The organism is Thalassotalea atypica, assembly GCF_030295975.1.
GTDB lineage: Bacteria > Pseudomonadota > Gammaproteobacteria > Enterobacterales > Alteromonadaceae > Thalassotalea_F > Thalassotalea_F atypica.
The window spans coordinates 1,416,467-1,432,313 of the sequence record NZ_AP027364.1 but is presented as its reverse complement, the minus strand read 5'-3'; the positions used below and the strand labels follow the sequence as shown (position 1 = coordinate 1,432,313).

General features: G+C 39.7%; 20 protein-coding genes. 13 read left to right on the top strand and 7 right to left on the bottom strand.

Features of this window, described 5'->3' with window-relative positions:
- The 6 genes from QUE03_RS06640 to trpA are packed head-to-tail and all read left to right on the top strand — an operon-like array spanning nucleotide 1 to nucleotide 6,803.
- A complete protein-coding gene (locus QUE03_RS06640) occupies nucleotides 1–1,620 on the top strand; it encodes an anthranilate synthase component 1 (RefSeq protein WP_286266387.1) in 1,620 nt (539 codons plus the stop codon).
- Complete coding sequence (locus QUE03_RS06635) at nucleotides 1,620–2,306, top strand: aminodeoxychorismate/anthranilate synthase component II (protein WP_286266385.1); 687 nt, start codon at nucleotides 1,620–1,622, stop codon at nucleotides 2,304–2,306. Before QUE03_RS06640 ends, QUE03_RS06635 begins: the two co-directional genes overlap by 1 nt.
- On the top strand, nucleotides 2,303–3,328 hold the full coding sequence (gene trpD / locus QUE03_RS06630; RefSeq protein WP_286266382.1) for an anthranilate phosphoribosyltransferase: 1,026 nt from the start codon (nucleotides 2,303–2,305) through the stop codon (nucleotides 3,326–3,328). The genes QUE03_RS06635 and trpD overlap by 4 nt, the downstream gene beginning before the upstream one ends.
- 4 nt (nucleotides 3,329–3,332) lie before the next feature.
- A complete protein-coding gene (gene trpCF, locus QUE03_RS06625) occupies nucleotides 3,333–4,742 on the top strand; it encodes a bifunctional indole-3-glycerol-phosphate synthase TrpC/phosphoribosylanthranilate isomerase TrpF (RefSeq protein ID WP_286266380.1) in 1,410 nt (469 codons plus the stop codon).
- Between the two features lies 1 nt (nucleotide 4,743).
- The gene (trpB, locus tag QUE03_RS06620) at nucleotides 4,744–5,976 is read left to right on the top strand and encodes a tryptophan synthase subunit beta (RefSeq protein WP_286266378.1); all 1,233 of its coding nucleotides are present in this window, start codon (nucleotides 4,744–4,746) and stop codon (nucleotides 5,974–5,976) included.
- Nucleotides 5,976–6,803 (top strand): tryptophan synthase subunit alpha, encoded by an 828-nt coding sequence (gene trpA / locus QUE03_RS06615; RefSeq protein ID WP_286266377.1) that lies wholly within the window; start codon nucleotides 5,976–5,978, stop codon nucleotides 6,801–6,803. Before trpB ends, trpA begins: the two co-directional genes overlap by 1 nt.
- A 203-nt stretch (nucleotides 6,804–7,006) precedes the next feature.
- Here trpA and QUE03_RS06610 read toward each other — a convergent pair whose 3' ends face one another.
- A complete protein-coding gene (locus tag QUE03_RS06610) occupies nucleotides 7,007–7,354 on the bottom strand; it encodes a site-specific integrase (RefSeq protein ID WP_286266374.1) in 348 nt (115 codons plus the stop codon).
- Nucleotides 7,355–7,561: 207 nt separating this feature from the next.
- Nucleotides 7,562–7,834 (bottom strand): type II toxin-antitoxin system Phd/YefM family antitoxin, encoded by a 273-nt coding sequence (locus tag QUE03_RS06605; RefSeq protein WP_286266371.1) that lies wholly within the window; start codon nucleotides 7,832–7,834, stop codon nucleotides 7,562–7,564.
- A 179-nt stretch (nucleotides 7,835–8,013) separates the two neighbouring features.
- Here QUE03_RS06605 and QUE03_RS06600 point away from each other — a divergent pair, with 179 nt between their 5' ends.
- The 4 genes from QUE03_RS06600 (at nucleotide 8,014) to QUE03_RS06585 (ending at nucleotide 10,644) form a co-directional block, all read left to right on the top strand.
- Nucleotides 8,014–8,388, top strand: coding sequence for a hypothetical protein (locus QUE03_RS06600; protein WP_286266369.1), 375 nt, complete (start codon nucleotides 8,014–8,016; stop codon nucleotides 8,386–8,388).
- Between the two features lie 103 nt (nucleotides 8,389–8,491).
- The gene (locus QUE03_RS06595; protein WP_286266367.1) at nucleotides 8,492–9,715 is read left to right on the top strand and encodes a S41 family peptidase; all 1,224 of its coding nucleotides are present in this window, start codon (nucleotides 8,492–8,494) and stop codon (nucleotides 9,713–9,715) included.
- A gap of 365 nt (nucleotides 9,716–10,080) precedes the next feature.
- Complete coding sequence (locus QUE03_RS06590; RefSeq protein WP_286266365.1) at nucleotides 10,081–10,272, top strand: DUF3185 family protein; 192 nt, start codon at nucleotides 10,081–10,083, stop codon at nucleotides 10,270–10,272.
- Nucleotides 10,273–10,422: 150 nt separating this feature from the next.
- Nucleotides 10,423–10,644: a DUF1272 domain-containing protein gene (locus QUE03_RS06585; RefSeq protein ID WP_286266363.1), complete on the top strand. Its 222-nt coding sequence runs from the start codon at nucleotides 10,423–10,425 to the stop codon at nucleotides 10,642–10,644.
- 24 nt (nucleotides 10,645–10,668) lie between these two features.
- Here QUE03_RS06585 and QUE03_RS06580 read toward each other — a convergent pair whose 3' ends face one another.
- Nucleotides 10,669–11,427 carry a substrate-binding periplasmic protein gene (locus QUE03_RS06580; RefSeq protein WP_286266361.1) on the bottom strand — a complete coding sequence of 253 codons (759 nt, stop codon included), beginning with the start codon at nucleotides 11,425–11,427 and terminating at the stop codon, nucleotides 10,669–10,671.
- Between the two features lie 131 nt (nucleotides 11,428–11,558).
- Here QUE03_RS06580 and QUE03_RS06575 point away from each other — a divergent pair, with 131 nt between their 5' ends.
- Both QUE03_RS06575 and QUE03_RS06570 read left to right on the top strand, forming a co-directional pair.
- A complete protein-coding gene (locus QUE03_RS06575) occupies nucleotides 11,559–12,134 on the top strand; it encodes a helix-turn-helix domain-containing protein (RefSeq protein ID WP_286266359.1) in 576 nt (191 codons plus the stop codon).
- Nucleotides 12,135–12,224: 90 nt separating this feature from the next.
- Nucleotides 12,225–12,653, top strand: coding sequence for a DUF4396 domain-containing protein (locus QUE03_RS06570; RefSeq protein ID WP_286266357.1), 429 nt, complete (start codon nucleotides 12,225–12,227; stop codon nucleotides 12,651–12,653).
- Between the two features lie 74 nt (nucleotides 12,654–12,727).
- Here the strand turns inward: QUE03_RS06570 and QUE03_RS06565 are convergent, their stop codons facing one another.
- From QUE03_RS06565 to QUE03_RS06555, 3 genes are read right to left on the bottom strand one after another with little or no spacing between them, the layout of a single operon-like run.
- Nucleotides 12,728–13,549, bottom strand: a complete 822-nt coding sequence (locus QUE03_RS06565) for an arylamine N-acetyltransferase family protein (RefSeq protein WP_286266355.1) — start codon at nucleotides 13,547–13,549, stop codon at nucleotides 12,728–12,730.
- A complete protein-coding gene (locus QUE03_RS06560) occupies nucleotides 13,540–14,076 on the bottom strand; it encodes a flavodoxin family protein (RefSeq protein ID WP_286266353.1) in 537 nt (178 codons plus the stop codon). The genes QUE03_RS06565 and QUE03_RS06560 overlap by 10 nt, the downstream gene beginning before the upstream one ends.
- Nucleotides 14,069–14,485, bottom strand: coding sequence for a VOC family protein (locus QUE03_RS06555; RefSeq protein ID WP_286266352.1), 417 nt, complete (start codon nucleotides 14,483–14,485; stop codon nucleotides 14,069–14,071). Before QUE03_RS06555 ends, QUE03_RS06560 begins: the two co-directional genes overlap by 8 nt.
- 254 nt (nucleotides 14,486–14,739) lie before the next feature.
- On the opposite strand from QUE03_RS06555, the gene soxR reads away from it, so the two are divergent.
- Nucleotides 14,740–15,189 carry a redox-sensitive transcriptional activator SoxR gene (soxR, locus tag QUE03_RS06550; protein WP_286266350.1) on the top strand — a complete coding sequence of 150 codons (450 nt, stop codon included), beginning with the start codon at nucleotides 14,740–14,742 and terminating at the stop codon, nucleotides 15,187–15,189.
- Nucleotides 15,190–15,207: 18 nt separating this feature from the next.
- Here the strand turns inward: soxR and QUE03_RS06545 are convergent, their stop codons facing one another.
- Nucleotides 15,208–15,642 (bottom strand): DUF4124 domain-containing protein, encoded by a 435-nt coding sequence (locus tag QUE03_RS06545; RefSeq protein ID WP_286266348.1) that lies wholly within the window; start codon nucleotides 15,640–15,642, stop codon nucleotides 15,208–15,210.
- Nucleotides 15,643–15,847 lie beyond the last annotated feature (205 nt).

The window sequence follows — 15,847 nt, the reverse complement described above, 5'->3', positions numbered from 1 at the left end:
ATGAAAACGAACATAAACACAGAAATTGGCTCAGTAAATACGCTATTTGGCAGTGCAAACTATCAAAAAGATCCGCTCGCGGTTTATCAACGCCTGTGCGGTGACAAAAACAATAGTGTCTTATTAGAGTCCGCCGAAATAGATAAAAAGCATCAGTTGAAGAGCTTATTATTAACCGACGCAGCAGTAAAAATTGTATGTTGCGGTAATCAAGTCAAAATGAGCGCTTTAACACTAAACGGACAAGCTGCATTAGCTTTTGCCAAAACGAAACTTCAAGATGAAGCGCACATTGAAGCAACTGACCTTAGCTTAGTCGCGACATTCTCCGCCGTTGACAGTAATTTAGACGAAAACGCTCGCCTTAAAGCCACTAATGTCTTTGAAGCACTACGTTGCTTTGAAGCAATGAGCAATGAAGACCATCACCCGTTTGCGATATTTTTAGGTGGCGCTTTTGCTTTTGACTTAATGTCAGTTGCTGAAACATTACCCGAAGTAGAAGACGGTGATAACACTTGTCCTGACTTTGTTTTTTATCTGGCAGAAACGTTAGTGATTATCGACCACGAAAAGCGTGCTAGCGAAATTATTGGTAACGTATTTTCAGGACCAAACCAACAAAAATGTTATTTTGAAATCAGTCGACGCTTATCCAACATCAAAGAAACATTAACGACGGGTATTTCGGACAGCGATAATGAAGTCTTAATTAATGCACCAGTAAAAAGCACTGGCGATGATAAGCTCATCAATAATGTATCGGTGGATATTTCCGACCAGCAGTTTTGCGCCATTGTTGATGACTTAAAAGAACACATTCGTGCGGGTAACATTTTCCAAGTCGTACCATCTCGTACATTCTCACTGGCTTGCCCTGACTCTGTTATGGCTTACAAAGTGCTAAAACAGACAAACCCTAGTCCATACATGTTTTACTTAAAAGATGATGATTTTGTCATGTTTGGCGCTTCACCTGAGTCGGCTTTGAAATATCAACACTCAAATAGACAAGTAGAGCTTTACCCTATTGCTGGCACTCGTCCTCGCGGCTTTGACAGCTCAGGTAAACTCTCACTGGATTTAGACAGCCGCATTGAACTTGAGCTAAGACAAGACCAAAAAGAGCTTGCCGAGCACACCATGTTAGTTGATTTAGCCCGTAACGATATCGCTCGTGTTTCAAGCCCCGGCACAAGACACGTAGCGGAGCTTTTAAAAGTCGACCGTTACTCACATGTCATGCATTTAGTGTCACGCGTGTGCGGTGAATTAAAGCCTGATTTAGATGCCCTTCATGCCTACCAAGCTTGCATGAACATGGGCACACTTTCAGGTGCCCCGAAAGTTAAAGCAACGCAGCTGATCAGGCAATGTGAAGGGAAACGTCGCGGCAGTTACGGTGGCGCGGTTGGTTACATTACGGGCAATGGTGATATGGACACTTGTATTGTTATTCGCTCTGCGTTTGTGAAACACAGTATTGCTCACGTTCAAGCAGGCGCAGGCGTTGTTTACGATTCAAACCCGCAAGCAGAAGCCAACGAAACTCGTCAAAAAGCACAAGCAGTACTCTCCGCTGTTCAAAAAGCAAATACGTTGTTAGGAGGTAACGAGTAATGACTGGACAAACAATCAATTCAAGTTTGCTTAACAGCAATAAACCTCAAATTATCATGTTAGATAATTTTGACTCATTCACCTACAACCTTGTTGATGAATTTTATCAGCTAGGGTTTGAGCCAAAGGTCTACCGTAACACCATCAGCGCTGACTACATTATTGAACAACTTAAACTTGCGGGCGATAATGCCATGTTGGTGCTTTCGCCAGGACCTGGTGAACCAACAGACGCGGGCTGTTTAATGACGTTAATTGAAAAAGCCGTAGGACAATTCCCCATTTTAGGCATTTGTTTAGGTCATCAGGCACTCATTCAACATTACGGTGGTATTATCGGCCGCGCCCCAGAAATAGTGCACGGTAAATCATCGATGATGACGCACACGGCAAAAGGCGCTTTTCAAGCCATTCAAAACCCTGTGCCTGTTGCGCGCTATCATTCATTAGTGGCCACCAAAATGCCCGAACAACTCATTACCACAGCGCAAGTCGAATTTTCAAAAGAAAGTTCTTTAGTAATGGCAGTGGAGCATCCTCAAGATGCCATCTTAGGTTTTCAGTTTCACCCTGAGTCAATTTTAACGACCTATGGTAGCCATTTATTGAAACAAGCGATTTGCCATTTGCTTAACACCCATAAGCGCAATAGAAACACAAATGAGCTAAAGGAAGAGACATTATGAGCAACATTCTAGATAAACTTGTTAGCGGCACGTCGTTAACTCAAAACGAAACAACCGAATTTTTTAACCACGTGATGACAGGTGATATTGCGCCTGAATATTTAGCCTCGGTATTAACCGCACTAAAAATTAAAGGTGAAACATCAGAAGAAATCGCAGGAGCCGCCGTTGCTGTGCGTCAACACGCAACAGCATTCCCAGAGTTAGATTTTGCCGTCTCTGATTGTGTAGGTACAGGTGGCGATGGCGCAAATACCATTAATATTTCAACAACCGCTGCTATTCTAGCCGCCGCTTGTGGCTTGAAAATGGCCAAACACGGCAACCGTAGTGTTTCGTCAATGTCAGGCTCTGCCGACTTACTTGAAGCGCTTGGTGTTAACTTAACCATGTCGCCAGATACGGCAGCGAAATGCTTGGCAAACGCCAATTTATGTTTTTTATATGCACCGGCGTATCACCCCGGCTTTAAACACGCAGGTCCGGTGCGAAAAGCCATGGGCATTCGCACCCTGTTTAATATTTTAGGCCCATTGGTCAACCCTGCTTCACCTGAAACCATGTTATTGGGTGTTTATACACCAGAGCTCATTGATGTGATGGCTAAAGCTTTGCCACTAACTGGTGTGAAACGCGGCTGGGTAGTCCATGGTAGTGGTTTAGACGAAATAGCACTGCATGGTCAAACCCAAGTAACTGAAATTAACAGAGGTCAATTGACCCCAAAAACCATATGCCCTGCTGATTTTGGCTTAGAAAGCTATACCCTTGAAGACATTAAAGGCGGTACACCTCAAGAGAACGCGGCCTTTATTCAAGCTATTTTAGCGGGCAACGGGCTACAGGCGCACAATGCAGCGGTTATTATTAACTGCGCAGCCCTACTCTACTTACATGAAAAAACAGACAACTTAAAAGATGCAGCAAACATTGCAGCAGAAGTGTTGGCCTCAGGTAAGGCGGCGGAAACACTTGCTGAACTAGTGTTAATATCAAACCAGCAACAAGAACAAGGCAGCTAACCACATGGCAGAATCAGTCGTTGCTAGCATTAAAAAGTTACCGAATGTTTTAGCAAAAATTGTAGAAGATAAAGTGCAAACGGTTGCGCAGCATAAACAATCGCTGCCATTAGACAGCTTTATTAACCAACTTACGCCGTCGACAAGGTGCTTGTATGATGCGTTATCTCAAGACAATGCGGGCTTTATTTTAGAGTGTAAGAAGGCTTCTCCGTCAAAAGGCTTGATCAGAGAAGATTTTAACGTTGAACACATTGCTAACACTTACGATAAATACGCGGCAGGTATATCCGTACTTACCGACGAAAAGTACTTTCAGGGCAAATATGAATACCTAGAAACGGTCAGTAGATTAGTGAATTGTCCGGTGTTAAACAAAGACTTCTTCATTGACACTTACCAAGTGCACCTTGCCCGTTATTATGGCGCAGATGCTATTTTACTAATGCTAAGCGTGTTAAATGACGAGCAATATACTGAATTAGCTAATGTCGCAAAAACTTACGACTTATCAATTTTAACAGAAGTATCAAACCACGAAGAACTTGAACGGGCGATTACGCTAGACGCTAAATTAATTGGTATTAACAATCGCGACTTACGTGATTTATCAACCGACATTGCACGTACATTTGAATTTGCGCCACATATTCCTGATGACAGAATTGTTATTTCAGAGTCTGGTATATACACCAACGCACAAGTGCGAGAACTAGCGCCTGCGGTTAGTGGTTTTTTAGTTGGCAGTTCAGTGATGGCTGAAAATAATATTGATCTTGCTTGTCGCAAACTGATATTTGGCCACCACAAAATTTGTGGCTTAACCAAACCAGAACACGCTAAATACGCGGCGCAAGCGGGAGCAGTTTATGGTGGGCTTATTTTTGCAGAAAAATCGCCGCGTTTTGTCACCAAAGAACAAGCCATTGCTATAACCAACAGTCCAGCAAATCTAAACTATGTTGGTGTATTTGTTAACCATAAAATTATGGACATTGTTGAACTTGCCACCAGCCTTAATTTATCCGCGGTACAACTTCACGGACAAGAAGACAATGACTATGTGGCACGTTTAAAAGCGAAACTACCAACCTCGGTTCAAATATGGAAAGCGGCCAGCGTTGACGAGCAAGTACCAAACCTTGATTTAGACGTAAGCCATTACGTGCTTGATGGCAAAAATGCCGGTAGCGGCCAAGTGTTTCGATGGCAACATTTACATGACACAGAACAAACCTTAGATCGTTGCTTTCTTGCAGGCGGCTTAAGTACAGAAAACATAAATGAAGCCATTAACGTGCTTAATCAACAAGAATTATTCGGTCTTGATATCAACTCAGGTGTTGAATCAAACCCAGGTGAAAAATCGAGTGCAAAAATTAATGAAGTTTTTGCCCAACTACGGAATTATTAACATGACACTTTTAAATGATAACAAGGATCAAAACCAAACACTTGCGCCCTATTTTGGCGACTTTGGTGGCATGTTCGTTAGCGAACTACTTGTGCCGGCGCTTGAGCAACTTGAACAAGCATTTATTGATTCACAAAACGACCAAGCTTTTTTAGATGAGTTCAACGGCCTTTTAACTAATTACGCCGGACGTCCTACACCACTGACTTTATGTAGAAATTTGTCTACAAACAAAAAAGCAAAAATTTACCTTAAACGTGAAGACTTATTGCACGGCGGTGCCCATAAAACTAACCAAGTGTTAGGACAAGCACTGTTAGCTAAACGTATGGGAAAAACCGAGATTATCGCTGAAACTGGTGCTGGTCAACACGGCGTAGCCACCGCTATTGCTTGTTCATTATTGGGCTTAAAATGTCGCGTTTACATGGGCGCAAAAGACTGTGAACGCCAACAACCTAATGTATTTCGTATGAAATTAATGGGCGCAACGGTAATTCCCGTCACCGCTGGTAGTGGCACACTTAAAGATGCAGTAAACGAAGCGTTAAGAGACTGGTCAGGTAATTATGAAGATGCACATTATTTACTAGGCACCGCCGCAGGCCCTCACCCGTTCCCTACCATCGTACGTGAATTTCAAAAAATGATCGGCGAAGAAGCCAAACAACAGCTACTTGCAGAGGAAGGGAAATTACCTGACTACGTAATTGCTTGTGTTGGTGGTGGCTCAAACGCTATTGGTATGTTTAATGACTTTATCAAGGAAACTGACGTCAAACTAATTGGCGTAGAAGCTGGTGGTAAAGGTGTTGATACAGACCAACATGGCGCAACTTTGTCAGCGGGTTCAAAAGGTATGTTACACGGTAACTACACCTACATTATGCAAGACAAGAACGGTCAAATTGAAGAATCATACTCTGTTTCAGCGGGGCTTGATTACCCTGGTGTTGGTCCACAACATGCGTTTTTAAAAGAAACTGGTCGCGCACAATATGTGCCTATTAACGACGATGAAGCATTAGAGGCATTCCAAGCATTGGCAATGAACGAAGGCATTATTCCGGCGTTAGAATCATCACACGCACTTGCTCAAGCTATGAAAATGGCTGATGTGGTCACTGAAGACACGGTTTTTTTAGTGAACTTATCTGGTCGAGGCGATAAAGACCTAGCCCACGTTCATTCTATTTTGTCCCCTGCAACTAGTTCATCAGAAGGAGTATCGTAATGAACGAACATAACAAACCAGTAGGCGCACGATACAACCAATTGTTTGAACGTTTGTCAGCGCAAAACGAAGGTGCTTTTATTCCTTTTGTTACCATTGGCGACCCTAACCCTGAGCAATCGTTCGAGATCATTAAAACCCTAATTGACAACGGCGCGGACGCACTTGAACTAGGTATTCCGTTTTCTGACCCAAGTGCTGACGGTATTACTATTCAAGATGCTGGCATTCGAGCATTAAGTTCAAACGTAAATACAGACACTTGTATTGAAATTTTAAGGAAGGTACGCGAATACGCACCGCAAATTCCTATTGGATTATTACTGTATGGCAACTTAGTATTTGCCCGAGGAATTAATAACTTTTACCGTGATATGAACCAAGCAGGTGTTGACTCCATTTTAATTGCCGATGTTCCTATTAGAGAAAGCGAACCGTTTAAACAAGCCGCGTTAGCAAACAATATTGCACCAATCTTTATTGCTCCGCCTAATGCCAGTACAGAGACATTAAAAGAAGTAGCCGCCTTTAGTAAAGGTTACACCTACGTACTTAGCCGCGCAGGTGTTACTGGCACAGAAACCAAAGCCAATATGCCAGCCGACAGTTTAATTAACGCGCTTAATGAATACCAAGCAGCCCCAGCGATATTGGGCTTTGGTATTTCATCTCCTGAACAAGTTAAGCAAGCCATAACAAGTGGCGCTAAAGGCGCAATTAGTGGCTCGGCTGTGGTTAAAATTATTGAAAATAATTTAAGCGATAACGCCGCTATGCTTAACGTTTTAGGCGAATTTGTGCGTGATATGAAAGGCGCAACAAAGTAGCTTTATTCAAAAACCAAAGCTACGTAAATCATCCAGGGGCTATTGACACCATTAGCCCCCTGTTTTATTTCATACGTGTAGACTTGTGTTGTTCGGATATCGATGTGGCCTAGCTACTTTTGTATGGTTGTAATATTGGTGCCACATTGAAGTAGATGAGTAGAAAAATGAATGATGCAAAGTATGACTAGTCACTTGCGTATTTACACCAGATACAATACCTGCCTATTTAATCGCTTTTCGTAATACGGTGCGATTAATATGATGTGCCTGATCTCTCCTGTTTCAGGATCAGCACTTAACCGTGTAGACGTTAACTCCAAAGTTAATGGGTTGCTCAATATGTGCCGACACATGAAAACCAGCGCATTTAATGCTACAGCTTGGGTTTTAGGTGTAACATTGATGTGTGTTATTAGGTAGGTAAGAATACTCTCCACTTCTCGATCGTGTAAAAGATTAGGGCGCTGCTTCGCGTTAAAGTTAATAAACGCTTTTATCCAATACCAATAAGTCTCAATAGTTCGTTTAGCGTATCTTCTAAATTGCATTTTTCAGCGACATAAGCCATAAAAACGGAAAACATAAATATCCAAATAAAACAATAATCAACTGTGTAAATACACAGTCTAGTGTAAGTGCCACTTTTAACGGAGTGTAAAAGTTCTCATTTGTAGAAAGGGAGCATTTTGCATAGTGCTTTATGAAGTCTTTTATCTTTTTCTCTTAATTGCTCGTATATGAGCCACGTCTTACCTTCAAAGGTTAGTGATCTCATCTAATTGCTCTTGTGTTGGTTTATAGCCTTTATTTTTGGTATGTGTTTTCATCGAATCAGCAATTTGTTGCATCAAACTATTGCTCTGTAAAACCTGTAAAGTTTCTTGCTCGCGTTCCCAATCTTCAGCACTCATTACAATAAAAGCATCACCAGCTCGTCTATTAACCTTTATAGGTTCATGTTCGCTAACTGTTTTCTCTACGTATGTTTTTAAGTTGTCTCTAAATTGATTTACACTTATGCTATCCATAATTCAATCCCCAATCACGTCGGACACGTAATGCTTGCTCGGCTCCGCTTCGTTTCACATTTTAGCAAGCATTACTTAGCCGCTTATTACGGCGATAGGTGTCAGTGATACTCAGAGTAGGTAATCAGATCATTTAACTAAGTTTATTCAATTTAAATCTTTAAAATATTAAGGAACATATGAATAGTCACGGGAACATTTCTTTCTCATGGGTAGAAGACATTTTTGCTTTAATAGTCAAAGGTCCATTTAACGAAGAAGGTATAGAGGTTAGCGTACCTTTACTACAAGAATCTGTATTAAATAGAACTTATAACAAATGGAAGCATCTAGAAATGTGGGATTCAGAAGTCCTTGGTTCTCCTGAAACAATCAAGAGATGCCAATTCATATGGAATTGGTTCAATACAAACGGATGTATAAAAACAGCAGTTGTGATTTCTAATAGTATCCAAGCTCAAGTACTTGAAAAACACTCTGATAGTAGTACACAAACATTTTTAGATAAAGAAAAAGCATTAAAATGGCTTAGAAACACCATACAAGCGCATTAAGAACTGGACTGCTAACAGTTTGCTCGGTTCCACTTCGCTTCACATTTTAGCAAAACTATTACCAGCCCTTTATCCGGGCGTTATAAGCCTAAAGGAATCCCAAGTGAAACTTTCCCTTTCAATTTTATTATCAATGATTTCTCTCCATTGTTTTGGCATTACGGATTTAGAGGTTAAAAGTTGGCAAGATGATCTTGAATTTTACTCTCAACACTTGTCTGAAAAACATATAGATCTATATCATACAATTTCTAAACAGAACTTTAATAAAGACATATCTCAACTTAAAAGCTCTTTATCTTCTTTAACAAAAAATCAGTTATTAGTTGAACTGATGAAGTTGACACACAAAATTGGTGATGGACATACATCATTTCCTTTATGGGGGGCTAAATTAAAAAGCTTTCCTATTCAGTTAAAAATGATCATGGGAAAGCTTTATGTAATTAAAGCTACCAAGGATTTTAAGCACCTCCTTGGAGCAAGACTTGAGAAAATTAACAATAAGAATGCAGACGAAATCTATCGTTCATTTTCTCAACTAACACCTTTTTCTGAAAATCAATACTCAACGCAAGTAAGAGCAGCGCAATATATCCCAAAAGCCGAGTTACTTAATGGGCTAGGAATCATTAACGATACATTTCAAGCTCGATTCACATTCATAATAGGCAAAGAGCTAATTGAACAACAATTAACACCTTCTTATTCAAATGAGTACACAGCCGAACTCTCATATCTAAACAATTCTATGTTTTCTATTGAGGAAAAATTAAACGAGGATCTTTGGTTTGGGTCGTTAAATGATAAGAAAGTAGTATATTTTAAATTTCGCCGTTACACATCAATTTCAAAAATGGAATCATTGGGCGAAGATTTATTGTCTTTCATTAAAAAAAACAAATCCAAAAAATTAATAATTGACCTTAGAGACAATTATGGTGGAGACTTTTTTGTAGGTTTAAAGTTGGCTCAACTTCTTGTGCTGGCTGACAGTATAGATTGGAAATCCGGAGTTTATGTTCTTATTGATAATGCCACTTTCTCTGCTGCAATGAGTAACGCAGCCCAGTTTTCACAATTACTGAACGCAAAATTAATTGGTGAGCCTACAGGTGCTAAACCTTCAGGGTATCAAGATATGGGGCAGTTTGTTCTACCTAATTCCAACCTAGAAGTGACATATTCAAAACGGTTGTATCATTTCACTAGTGATATTAAGGATGCGTTATACCCTGATATTAATATAGGGGTATCAATTGATGACTATATTTCAAAACAAGATCCTCAATTAAAATGGATATTAAATGATATAGGTTTGAATTAAGCGGCTTATAACAAGCTATTAAACAAAATACAGTTGGCTTTTGCTCCTTGGTCACTTATTTTAGCCAACAATTATTAACCCATTAACGAGAGTGTTAAGTGTTACTACAAAAATGTAATGCTATACAAAGTATTCACGTCGAGTAATAAGCGAATTAACCAATGAGTGATTCATTAACCACAACAACGAAGTTTTTCGATGCATGTGAGGCAGGCAAAGGCTGAGGCGCATGCAAGCCTTTCGTCCCCTTAATGCATCCTATACTATTGGCCTTCAACAACTTGGCTGGACGTAGTACTCTATATCTGGGCAGTATATGTACAAATAGATTTAACTCAACTTTATAATAAAAACTAGGGGTTCAAATGAATAATAAAATTATAGGTATCATACTGATTATCGTCGGCGCAGCTTTGGCTATGTGGGGTTATAATATTTACGATTCAGCCAGTTCACAACTGAGCCGTACATTAAGTGGTGATACCCCTATTGAAGCTTGGGCTGGTATGATTGGTGGTGTTATTAGTATTTTGATTGGAATTACCAGATTAAAATAAAGTAGCTTAGTAACGTAAACTACACTACGCAACAGACATTTAAAGCGGGGTGACTTCCAACTTGCTCTGCTTCCTTTCGCTACAAAACTTTAGCATACTATTTTCAGCGCCCATTGGGACTATGTTTAGAACCTTACAATGGAGTTTTAAATGCTAGAATTAAGACCTAACTGTGAATGCTGCGATAAAGATTTGCCTCCCGAATCGAATGAAGCAATGATTTGTACATTTGAATGCACATTTTGTTCAAACTGTGTAGAGACGGTACTAAATAATGTATGCCCAAACTGTGGTGGTAATTTAGTTCAACGGCCCATTAGGCCTTTAGCTGCGTTAAAAAACAATCCAGCATCAACTAAGCGGGTGTATTAAGTACATAACAAGCTTTTCTCGCGCTCAATACTCATCTAACGGTAAGTCATATTTTTGCTTGATGGCGATGCGTTGTTTAGCAATGGCTTCAAATGCGGTTTGATATTTTAATATCAAGCTGTCAGGGGTGTTTTTATGAAAAGCAATGTAATTCCCCACTTTATTAACCTGCCAAACTTGTTCGTACTCTTTAGTATCAAAACCTATTAACGAAGCCAAATGGTAATAACCATGTATGGTTAACACAATCATGTCTACACGATCAGTTTCCAGCATTAAAAACGCCTGCTCTAATTTTAGCACCGCAGAAAGATTCGATGAAGGAAAGCCAAGTTGCAGTAGCGCGACTTCCGAAATGTCTCCTCTGACAGCTGCAATATCATAGTCGAATACCTGCCCTAATGAGTTGATTTTAAGCTTTCTTTTTTTCTTGGCGAAAAGAACATGGGTTGAATAAAAAATGGGGCCAACCCATTTGAACATTCTCTCTCTAGCTGGTATTTTGGACATAGTAAAAAGCGCACTACGGTCAACATCTAAGGCGTATCTATAACCTCTTGCCCAAGGTACAATCGAGATAGGCTGCTCTTTTTCCCCTAAGTGTTGCCACATTGCCTTAAGTGTATCTACCGTTATACCTTTTAACTCACCCTCTTCTACATAATTGGCTGGGGGATATGCCTCGGTATAAAAGTTGACTGCTGCCTTTTTGTCATTAGCAAACACATTGAAAGAAACAACAATGACAAACCCAACGACATATATAAAGATTGGCTGAAACATGAAATCGGACTCTTAAATCACATGAAATTAAATATCTGGATAGATAAAAGTTTAGCAGTAATAAAATAATTGGCGGTAATAAACAGCTATAGATACAATCGTTCAAATCTAATGTGCTATTTATCTCCAACATGAAAGTTTATGTAAAAAACATGGTTTGTGACCGCTGTAGTCTAGCGGTAAGAAATGTACTCGAAAGTATAGGTTTAAACTATGCGTCGGTTGAGTTAGGGGAAATTGATTTCGCCAAGATTCACGGTGACCAGTTACCCAGCAATAAACAAGGGTTGCTAGAGCAACAATTGGAGGCACTCGGGTTTAGCATTCTAAGCGACCAAAAAAGCCAATTAATTGAAGCAATTAAACTTGCTTGCCTTGAATACATTGACACCATTGAAAGCTCAAACAACTCTAAGCTGTCTAGCCACATAAGCAGCACAGTCAAATTGGAGTATAACTATTTGAGCCACCTATTTTCCGTGGTTGAAGGGATTACCATTGAGCAATATTTTATTCGGCTTCGGATAGAGAAGGTCAAAGAGCTATTGGTTTACAACGAAATGACCATCAAAGAAGTAGCCTTTCATTTAGGGTATAGCAGTGTTGCTCATTTAAGTAGCCAATTTAAGAAACATACTGGTTTAAGCCCTGGACATTTTCGCACACTTAAAAATGAAAAATCACGTTCTTCGCTTGATAAGCTGTAAATTCTATAACAAAGGCATGACAGGATATAACAAGGTTTAGGCCCTGTTCAATTACACTAAACCAAGTATTATTCATCAATGGAAAACATCATGGTTATTGTTTGGAACAACCGAAAGAACTGGCTTAAAAGTGCACATAACACTAAATGGTGTTTAATAGGCTGCGCCATAGGCGATTTAGGTACAATCGCCTATTTTCAATTCACAGAACACAGTCTTTCTACGCTTACCGTCATGTTGCTCGCCATGTTTAATGGCCTTGTCACGAGCATAATTCTTGAAACCATCATATTATATCGTGCCAAATTTACGTTAATTGATGCCCTAAAAACCGCCTTTGGCATGAGCTTTATTTCGATGCTAGCGATGGAGCTTGCGATGAACATCACAGACTTTCTACTAACAGGTGGCGCAATACTCACCTGGTGGGTATTACCCATCACATTGTTGGCCGGCTTTTTGACCCCTTGGCCATATAATTATTGGCGTTTAGAAAAACACGGTAAGTCGTGTCATTAAGCTCGTTAAGCTCATTAAGCTCATTAAGCTCATTGACACGTAAATGTGAGGGCTAAACCAAGTTAAGCCAAGCACTACACACTGTTTGGCATTAACACTTTAATGTCCGCTTGGTTGAGCACGTTTATATTGAATTCATTTAGCAGTAATTGCTGAAGCTTTTCGATACTGCCTATGACTATTTCTTGTTTCTCACCATGCTCTGTACGAATCAAACTACCGTTAGCAACGGTTATCCGGCCGTAATCACGTAGTAATGTACAAACAGTTTTTTGGGTAAACGTAGATTGAGGATTGAACTGGTGGTATTCAAACATTCCTGCAAAATCTTCTATCGTATGTTGCTCAAGCGAGAACTTGTATTGAGGAAGCCAATTTTCAGTGGACTTACGTTGGTGAAGCACCTTCATCCCATTGATATCGGTAATTTTATAGTCGCCATTAATTTGATACGACGTTTTGCCGTTTAGGTTTATTGGTAAAATAAAGGAATCGCCAAAACCTACATCGACCAAGTAGCTCTTGTCAGCTAAATTTACCCGTAGCACTAAGTGATCAAATGGTTGCCCATAGTCATTTGTTGTTTGATTAAATACTTGAGCAGACAATATGCTGACATCAAACTTCAAGGAGCATAATAGCTGGTAGAACGCATAATTTAACTCATAGCAAAAACCACCTCGATGCTCAGCAACAATTTTTTCAAACGCATGATATCCGCCCAACTGGATCTCTTGGTTTAAAGCAATAGATAGGTTTTCAAATGGCACCGTAGACAGGTGTGATTGGTGCAATTGCGATAGCCGTTCAAGGTTTGGCAAATCACATCGAGAAAAAGAATACTCTACGCCTATTCTTGTTAAATACAGCCGAACTTCCAATTCATTTAAATACATGTTTCCCTACTCCGTTTATCCACTAAAGCATAGTAGCTTCTAGCAAAATCATTGAGCTTTTTTTGATGTTTTTTTAGTTCGAATTTATCTGCGCAATAACAATATTGCATTCCTAGATACTCCATTCCTAAATAATCAAAAGTGTGTTTAAACATTTGTTCAAAACACAACTCTGGCATTCTACTCGCGCCAGTTGACAGCACAGAAGCCACTTTAGTCCTTAACAGTCGTCCACTGTCCCTGTTTACTTTAAGTAAATCAGAAAGCCTGTCTAAAAACACTTTCATTTGAGCACTTGGCGCATACCAATAAATGGGCGATGCTAAAATAATGTGGTCAAATTGAAGTAACTTTTTGGTGAGTGTTACAAAGTCATCATGTTGGTTATTGAAGTTGTAATCAAATGGCAAGATATGGTGTTCCGTTAGGTCAATAACGTCTGCATCAATTAACTTTGCAACGCTATTTACCAATTTTTCGGTGTTACCTTGCTTTCTGCTAGTGCCTAAGACAATCACACTACGCATATTGATTTCGCTCTTGGGGAATATCTGACAGGTACTGCACAAACTCAATCTCGAAACCATTAGGATCTAGGAAATAAACATTTTTACGATATTCGTCTTGTGAACCGTCTTTAGCAATATCAAAACCAGCGGATAGTAACCTGCGGATCACAGCGTCTAGGTTTTGTGTAACATAAGCAAAATGCGCTAAGCCTAAATCATTAGTATGTAACGCTCGATTTTCACCGCTACCGTTATCGTTAAAGGTTAAATACTGCTGGTCATCACCAAAATGTATCCAACGTCTAGGTGTTCCATACCAACTTTGCGTACCTTCACCTCGTACTTCCCAGTATGGAAATGCTGCGCGGTAGAAGGTAAGCGTTTCTTCTAAATCATTTACGACTAAATTCAAATGTTCTAAATACATTCTTCACCTACCTATTATTTGTTTGCCATGGTTTGATTGAACAAGCTGATAAACGCCATTAACGTCGATGATTCTGTCACATGGTTTTGCTCTGATTGTTGAGTTTTCATAGTAATCTCCTTGATATCTATTTAAATTTTGGCTTTTTTTGTTCAGGTTTTCTTTAACACGCCACCACTATAAAACCTCAAGTTAAGTTGAGGTAAAGCGTTTTTTTTAATAAACTGAAAATAAATTTATCCAAAGAGAAAAATATGCAGACAACAAAAGAGCTTTCGGTAGGTTTTGTCGCAAAACGCTGCGGCATCAAAGTGTCAACGTTACATTTTTATGAACAAAAAGGACTTATCAGCAGTGGACGAAATGCAGGAAACCAGCGTAGATATTCGCCTGACGTACTAAGACGAGTATCAGTCATTAAAGCGGCGCAGAAAATGGGCATCAGTTTAGAGAGCATAAAAGCAGCGTTTGCTGCATTGCCAAATAACAGAACACCTGACAAGAAAGACTGGGAAATGTTATCTAAAACGTGGCAACAAGATTTGAACGAAAGGATTAGGTACCTGGAGAAACTACGAGACTCACTGACAGGTTGTATCGGGTGTGGCTGTTTATCAATGAAGAACTGCCCTATTTACAACCCTGACGACGTACTTGCCGAGCAAGGACAAGGCCCAGTGATTTTAGACAGACCAAGTGATTAGCTGTGCGTTAACACGACTCTATTCATTACATTTACCGTCTTTAAGCAATTTTTCAGCCTCTTCTAAATATATGCGAGCTTGTTCTACTTTTGATAAATCATTGCTGTTGAGCTCAAGTTTAGCATTGTTCATTTGCGCTCGAAGATAGTTGCAAGCATTCTCAGGGCTAGCTTGAGCATTATCGTAACCAGATGTTGTAGTCGAGGAGTTGCTTGAAACATTGGCATTAATTGCTGCTAACGCTTCATTATTTTGTTGCAACTCCTGCTCATTGACTGCGGGCTGTGAATAATTGTTATTACGCAAAATAAAGCGTTTTGCGTTGGCATTTTTAGGCTGATCAGCATAATGAACGTTTCCGTTCTCATCCACCCACCGATAAACCTCTTCCTGTGCTAGCGCATGTAAACTGACTAAACATGTCAGTAATATGGTGTAGATAAGCTTATCCAAAATTCACCCCGATCATCCAAATCTATTGGCTCAGTATAGCGTGAAGAGGTTGTTTTTCAACCAATAAAGAATAACTGTCCCCGCCAAACATTTTGACTATTAACAGATACTAAATGAGCTTTTAAGGCATAATCTAAATTGTTTATTTAAATTGATTCTATGGGATTTCAAGGTAATTTCTTGAGTCTGATGCCCTGCATGCTAG

Excerpts from the sequence above, each read along its gene's own strand:
- QUE03_RS06565 (WP_286266355.1), bottom strand. The coding sequence starts at position 13,549 with ATGTATTTAAATGAATTGGAAGTTCGGCTGTATTTAACAAGAATAGGC.
- QUE03_RS06635 (WP_286266385.1), top strand. The coding sequence starts at position 1,620 with ATGACTGGACAAACAATCAATTCAAGTTTGCTTAACAGCAATAAACCT.
- QUE03_RS06610 (WP_286266374.1), bottom strand. The coding sequence starts at position 7,354 with ATGCAATTTAGAAGATACGCTAAACGAACTATTGAGACTTATTGGTAT.
- QUE03_RS06600 (WP_286266369.1), top strand. The coding sequence starts at position 8,014 with ATGAATAGTCACGGGAACATTTCTTTCTCATGGGTAGAAGACATTTTT.
- QUE03_RS06570 (WP_286266357.1), top strand. The coding sequence starts at position 12,225 with ATGGTTATTGTTTGGAACAACCGAAAGAACTGGCTTAAAAGTGCACAT.
- QUE03_RS06605 (WP_286266371.1), bottom strand. The coding sequence starts at position 7,834 with ATGGATAGCATAAGTGTAAATCAATTTAGAGACAACTTAAAAACATAC.
- trpD (WP_286266382.1), top strand. The coding sequence starts at position 2,303 with ATGAGCAACATTCTAGATAAACTTGTTAGCGGCACGTCGTTAACTCAA.
- QUE03_RS06585 (WP_286266363.1), top strand. The coding sequence starts at position 10,423 with ATGCTAGAATTAAGACCTAACTGTGAATGCTGCGATAAAGATTTGCCT.
- trpA (WP_286266377.1), top strand. The coding sequence starts at position 5,976 with ATGAACGAACATAACAAACCAGTAGGCGCACGATACAACCAATTGTTT.
- QUE03_RS06560 (WP_286266353.1), bottom strand. The coding sequence starts at position 14,076 with ATGCGTAGTGTGATTGTCTTAGGCACTAGCAGAAAGCAAGGTAACACC.
- trpCF (WP_286266380.1), top strand. The coding sequence starts at position 3,333 with ATGGCAGAATCAGTCGTTGCTAGCATTAAAAAGTTACCGAATGTTTTA.
- QUE03_RS06640 (WP_286266387.1), top strand. The coding sequence starts at position 1 with ATGAAAACGAACATAAACACAGAAATTGGCTCAGTAAATACGCTATTT.
- QUE03_RS06555 (WP_286266352.1), bottom strand. The coding sequence starts at position 14,485 with ATGTATTTAGAACATTTGAATTTAGTCGTAAATGATTTAGAAGAAACG.
- QUE03_RS06590 (WP_286266365.1), top strand. The coding sequence starts at position 10,081 with ATGAATAATAAAATTATAGGTATCATACTGATTATCGTCGGCGCAGCT.
- QUE03_RS06580 (WP_286266361.1), bottom strand. The coding sequence starts at position 11,427 with ATGTTTCAGCCAATCTTTATATATGTCGTTGGGTTTGTCATTGTTGTT.
- soxR (WP_286266350.1), top strand. The coding sequence starts at position 14,740 with ATGCAGACAACAAAAGAGCTTTCGGTAGGTTTTGTCGCAAAACGCTGC.
- trpB (WP_286266378.1), top strand. The coding sequence starts at position 4,744 with ATGACACTTTTAAATGATAACAAGGATCAAAACCAAACACTTGCGCCC.
- QUE03_RS06575 (WP_286266359.1), top strand. The coding sequence starts at position 11,559 with ATGAAAGTTTATGTAAAAAACATGGTTTGTGACCGCTGTAGTCTAGCG.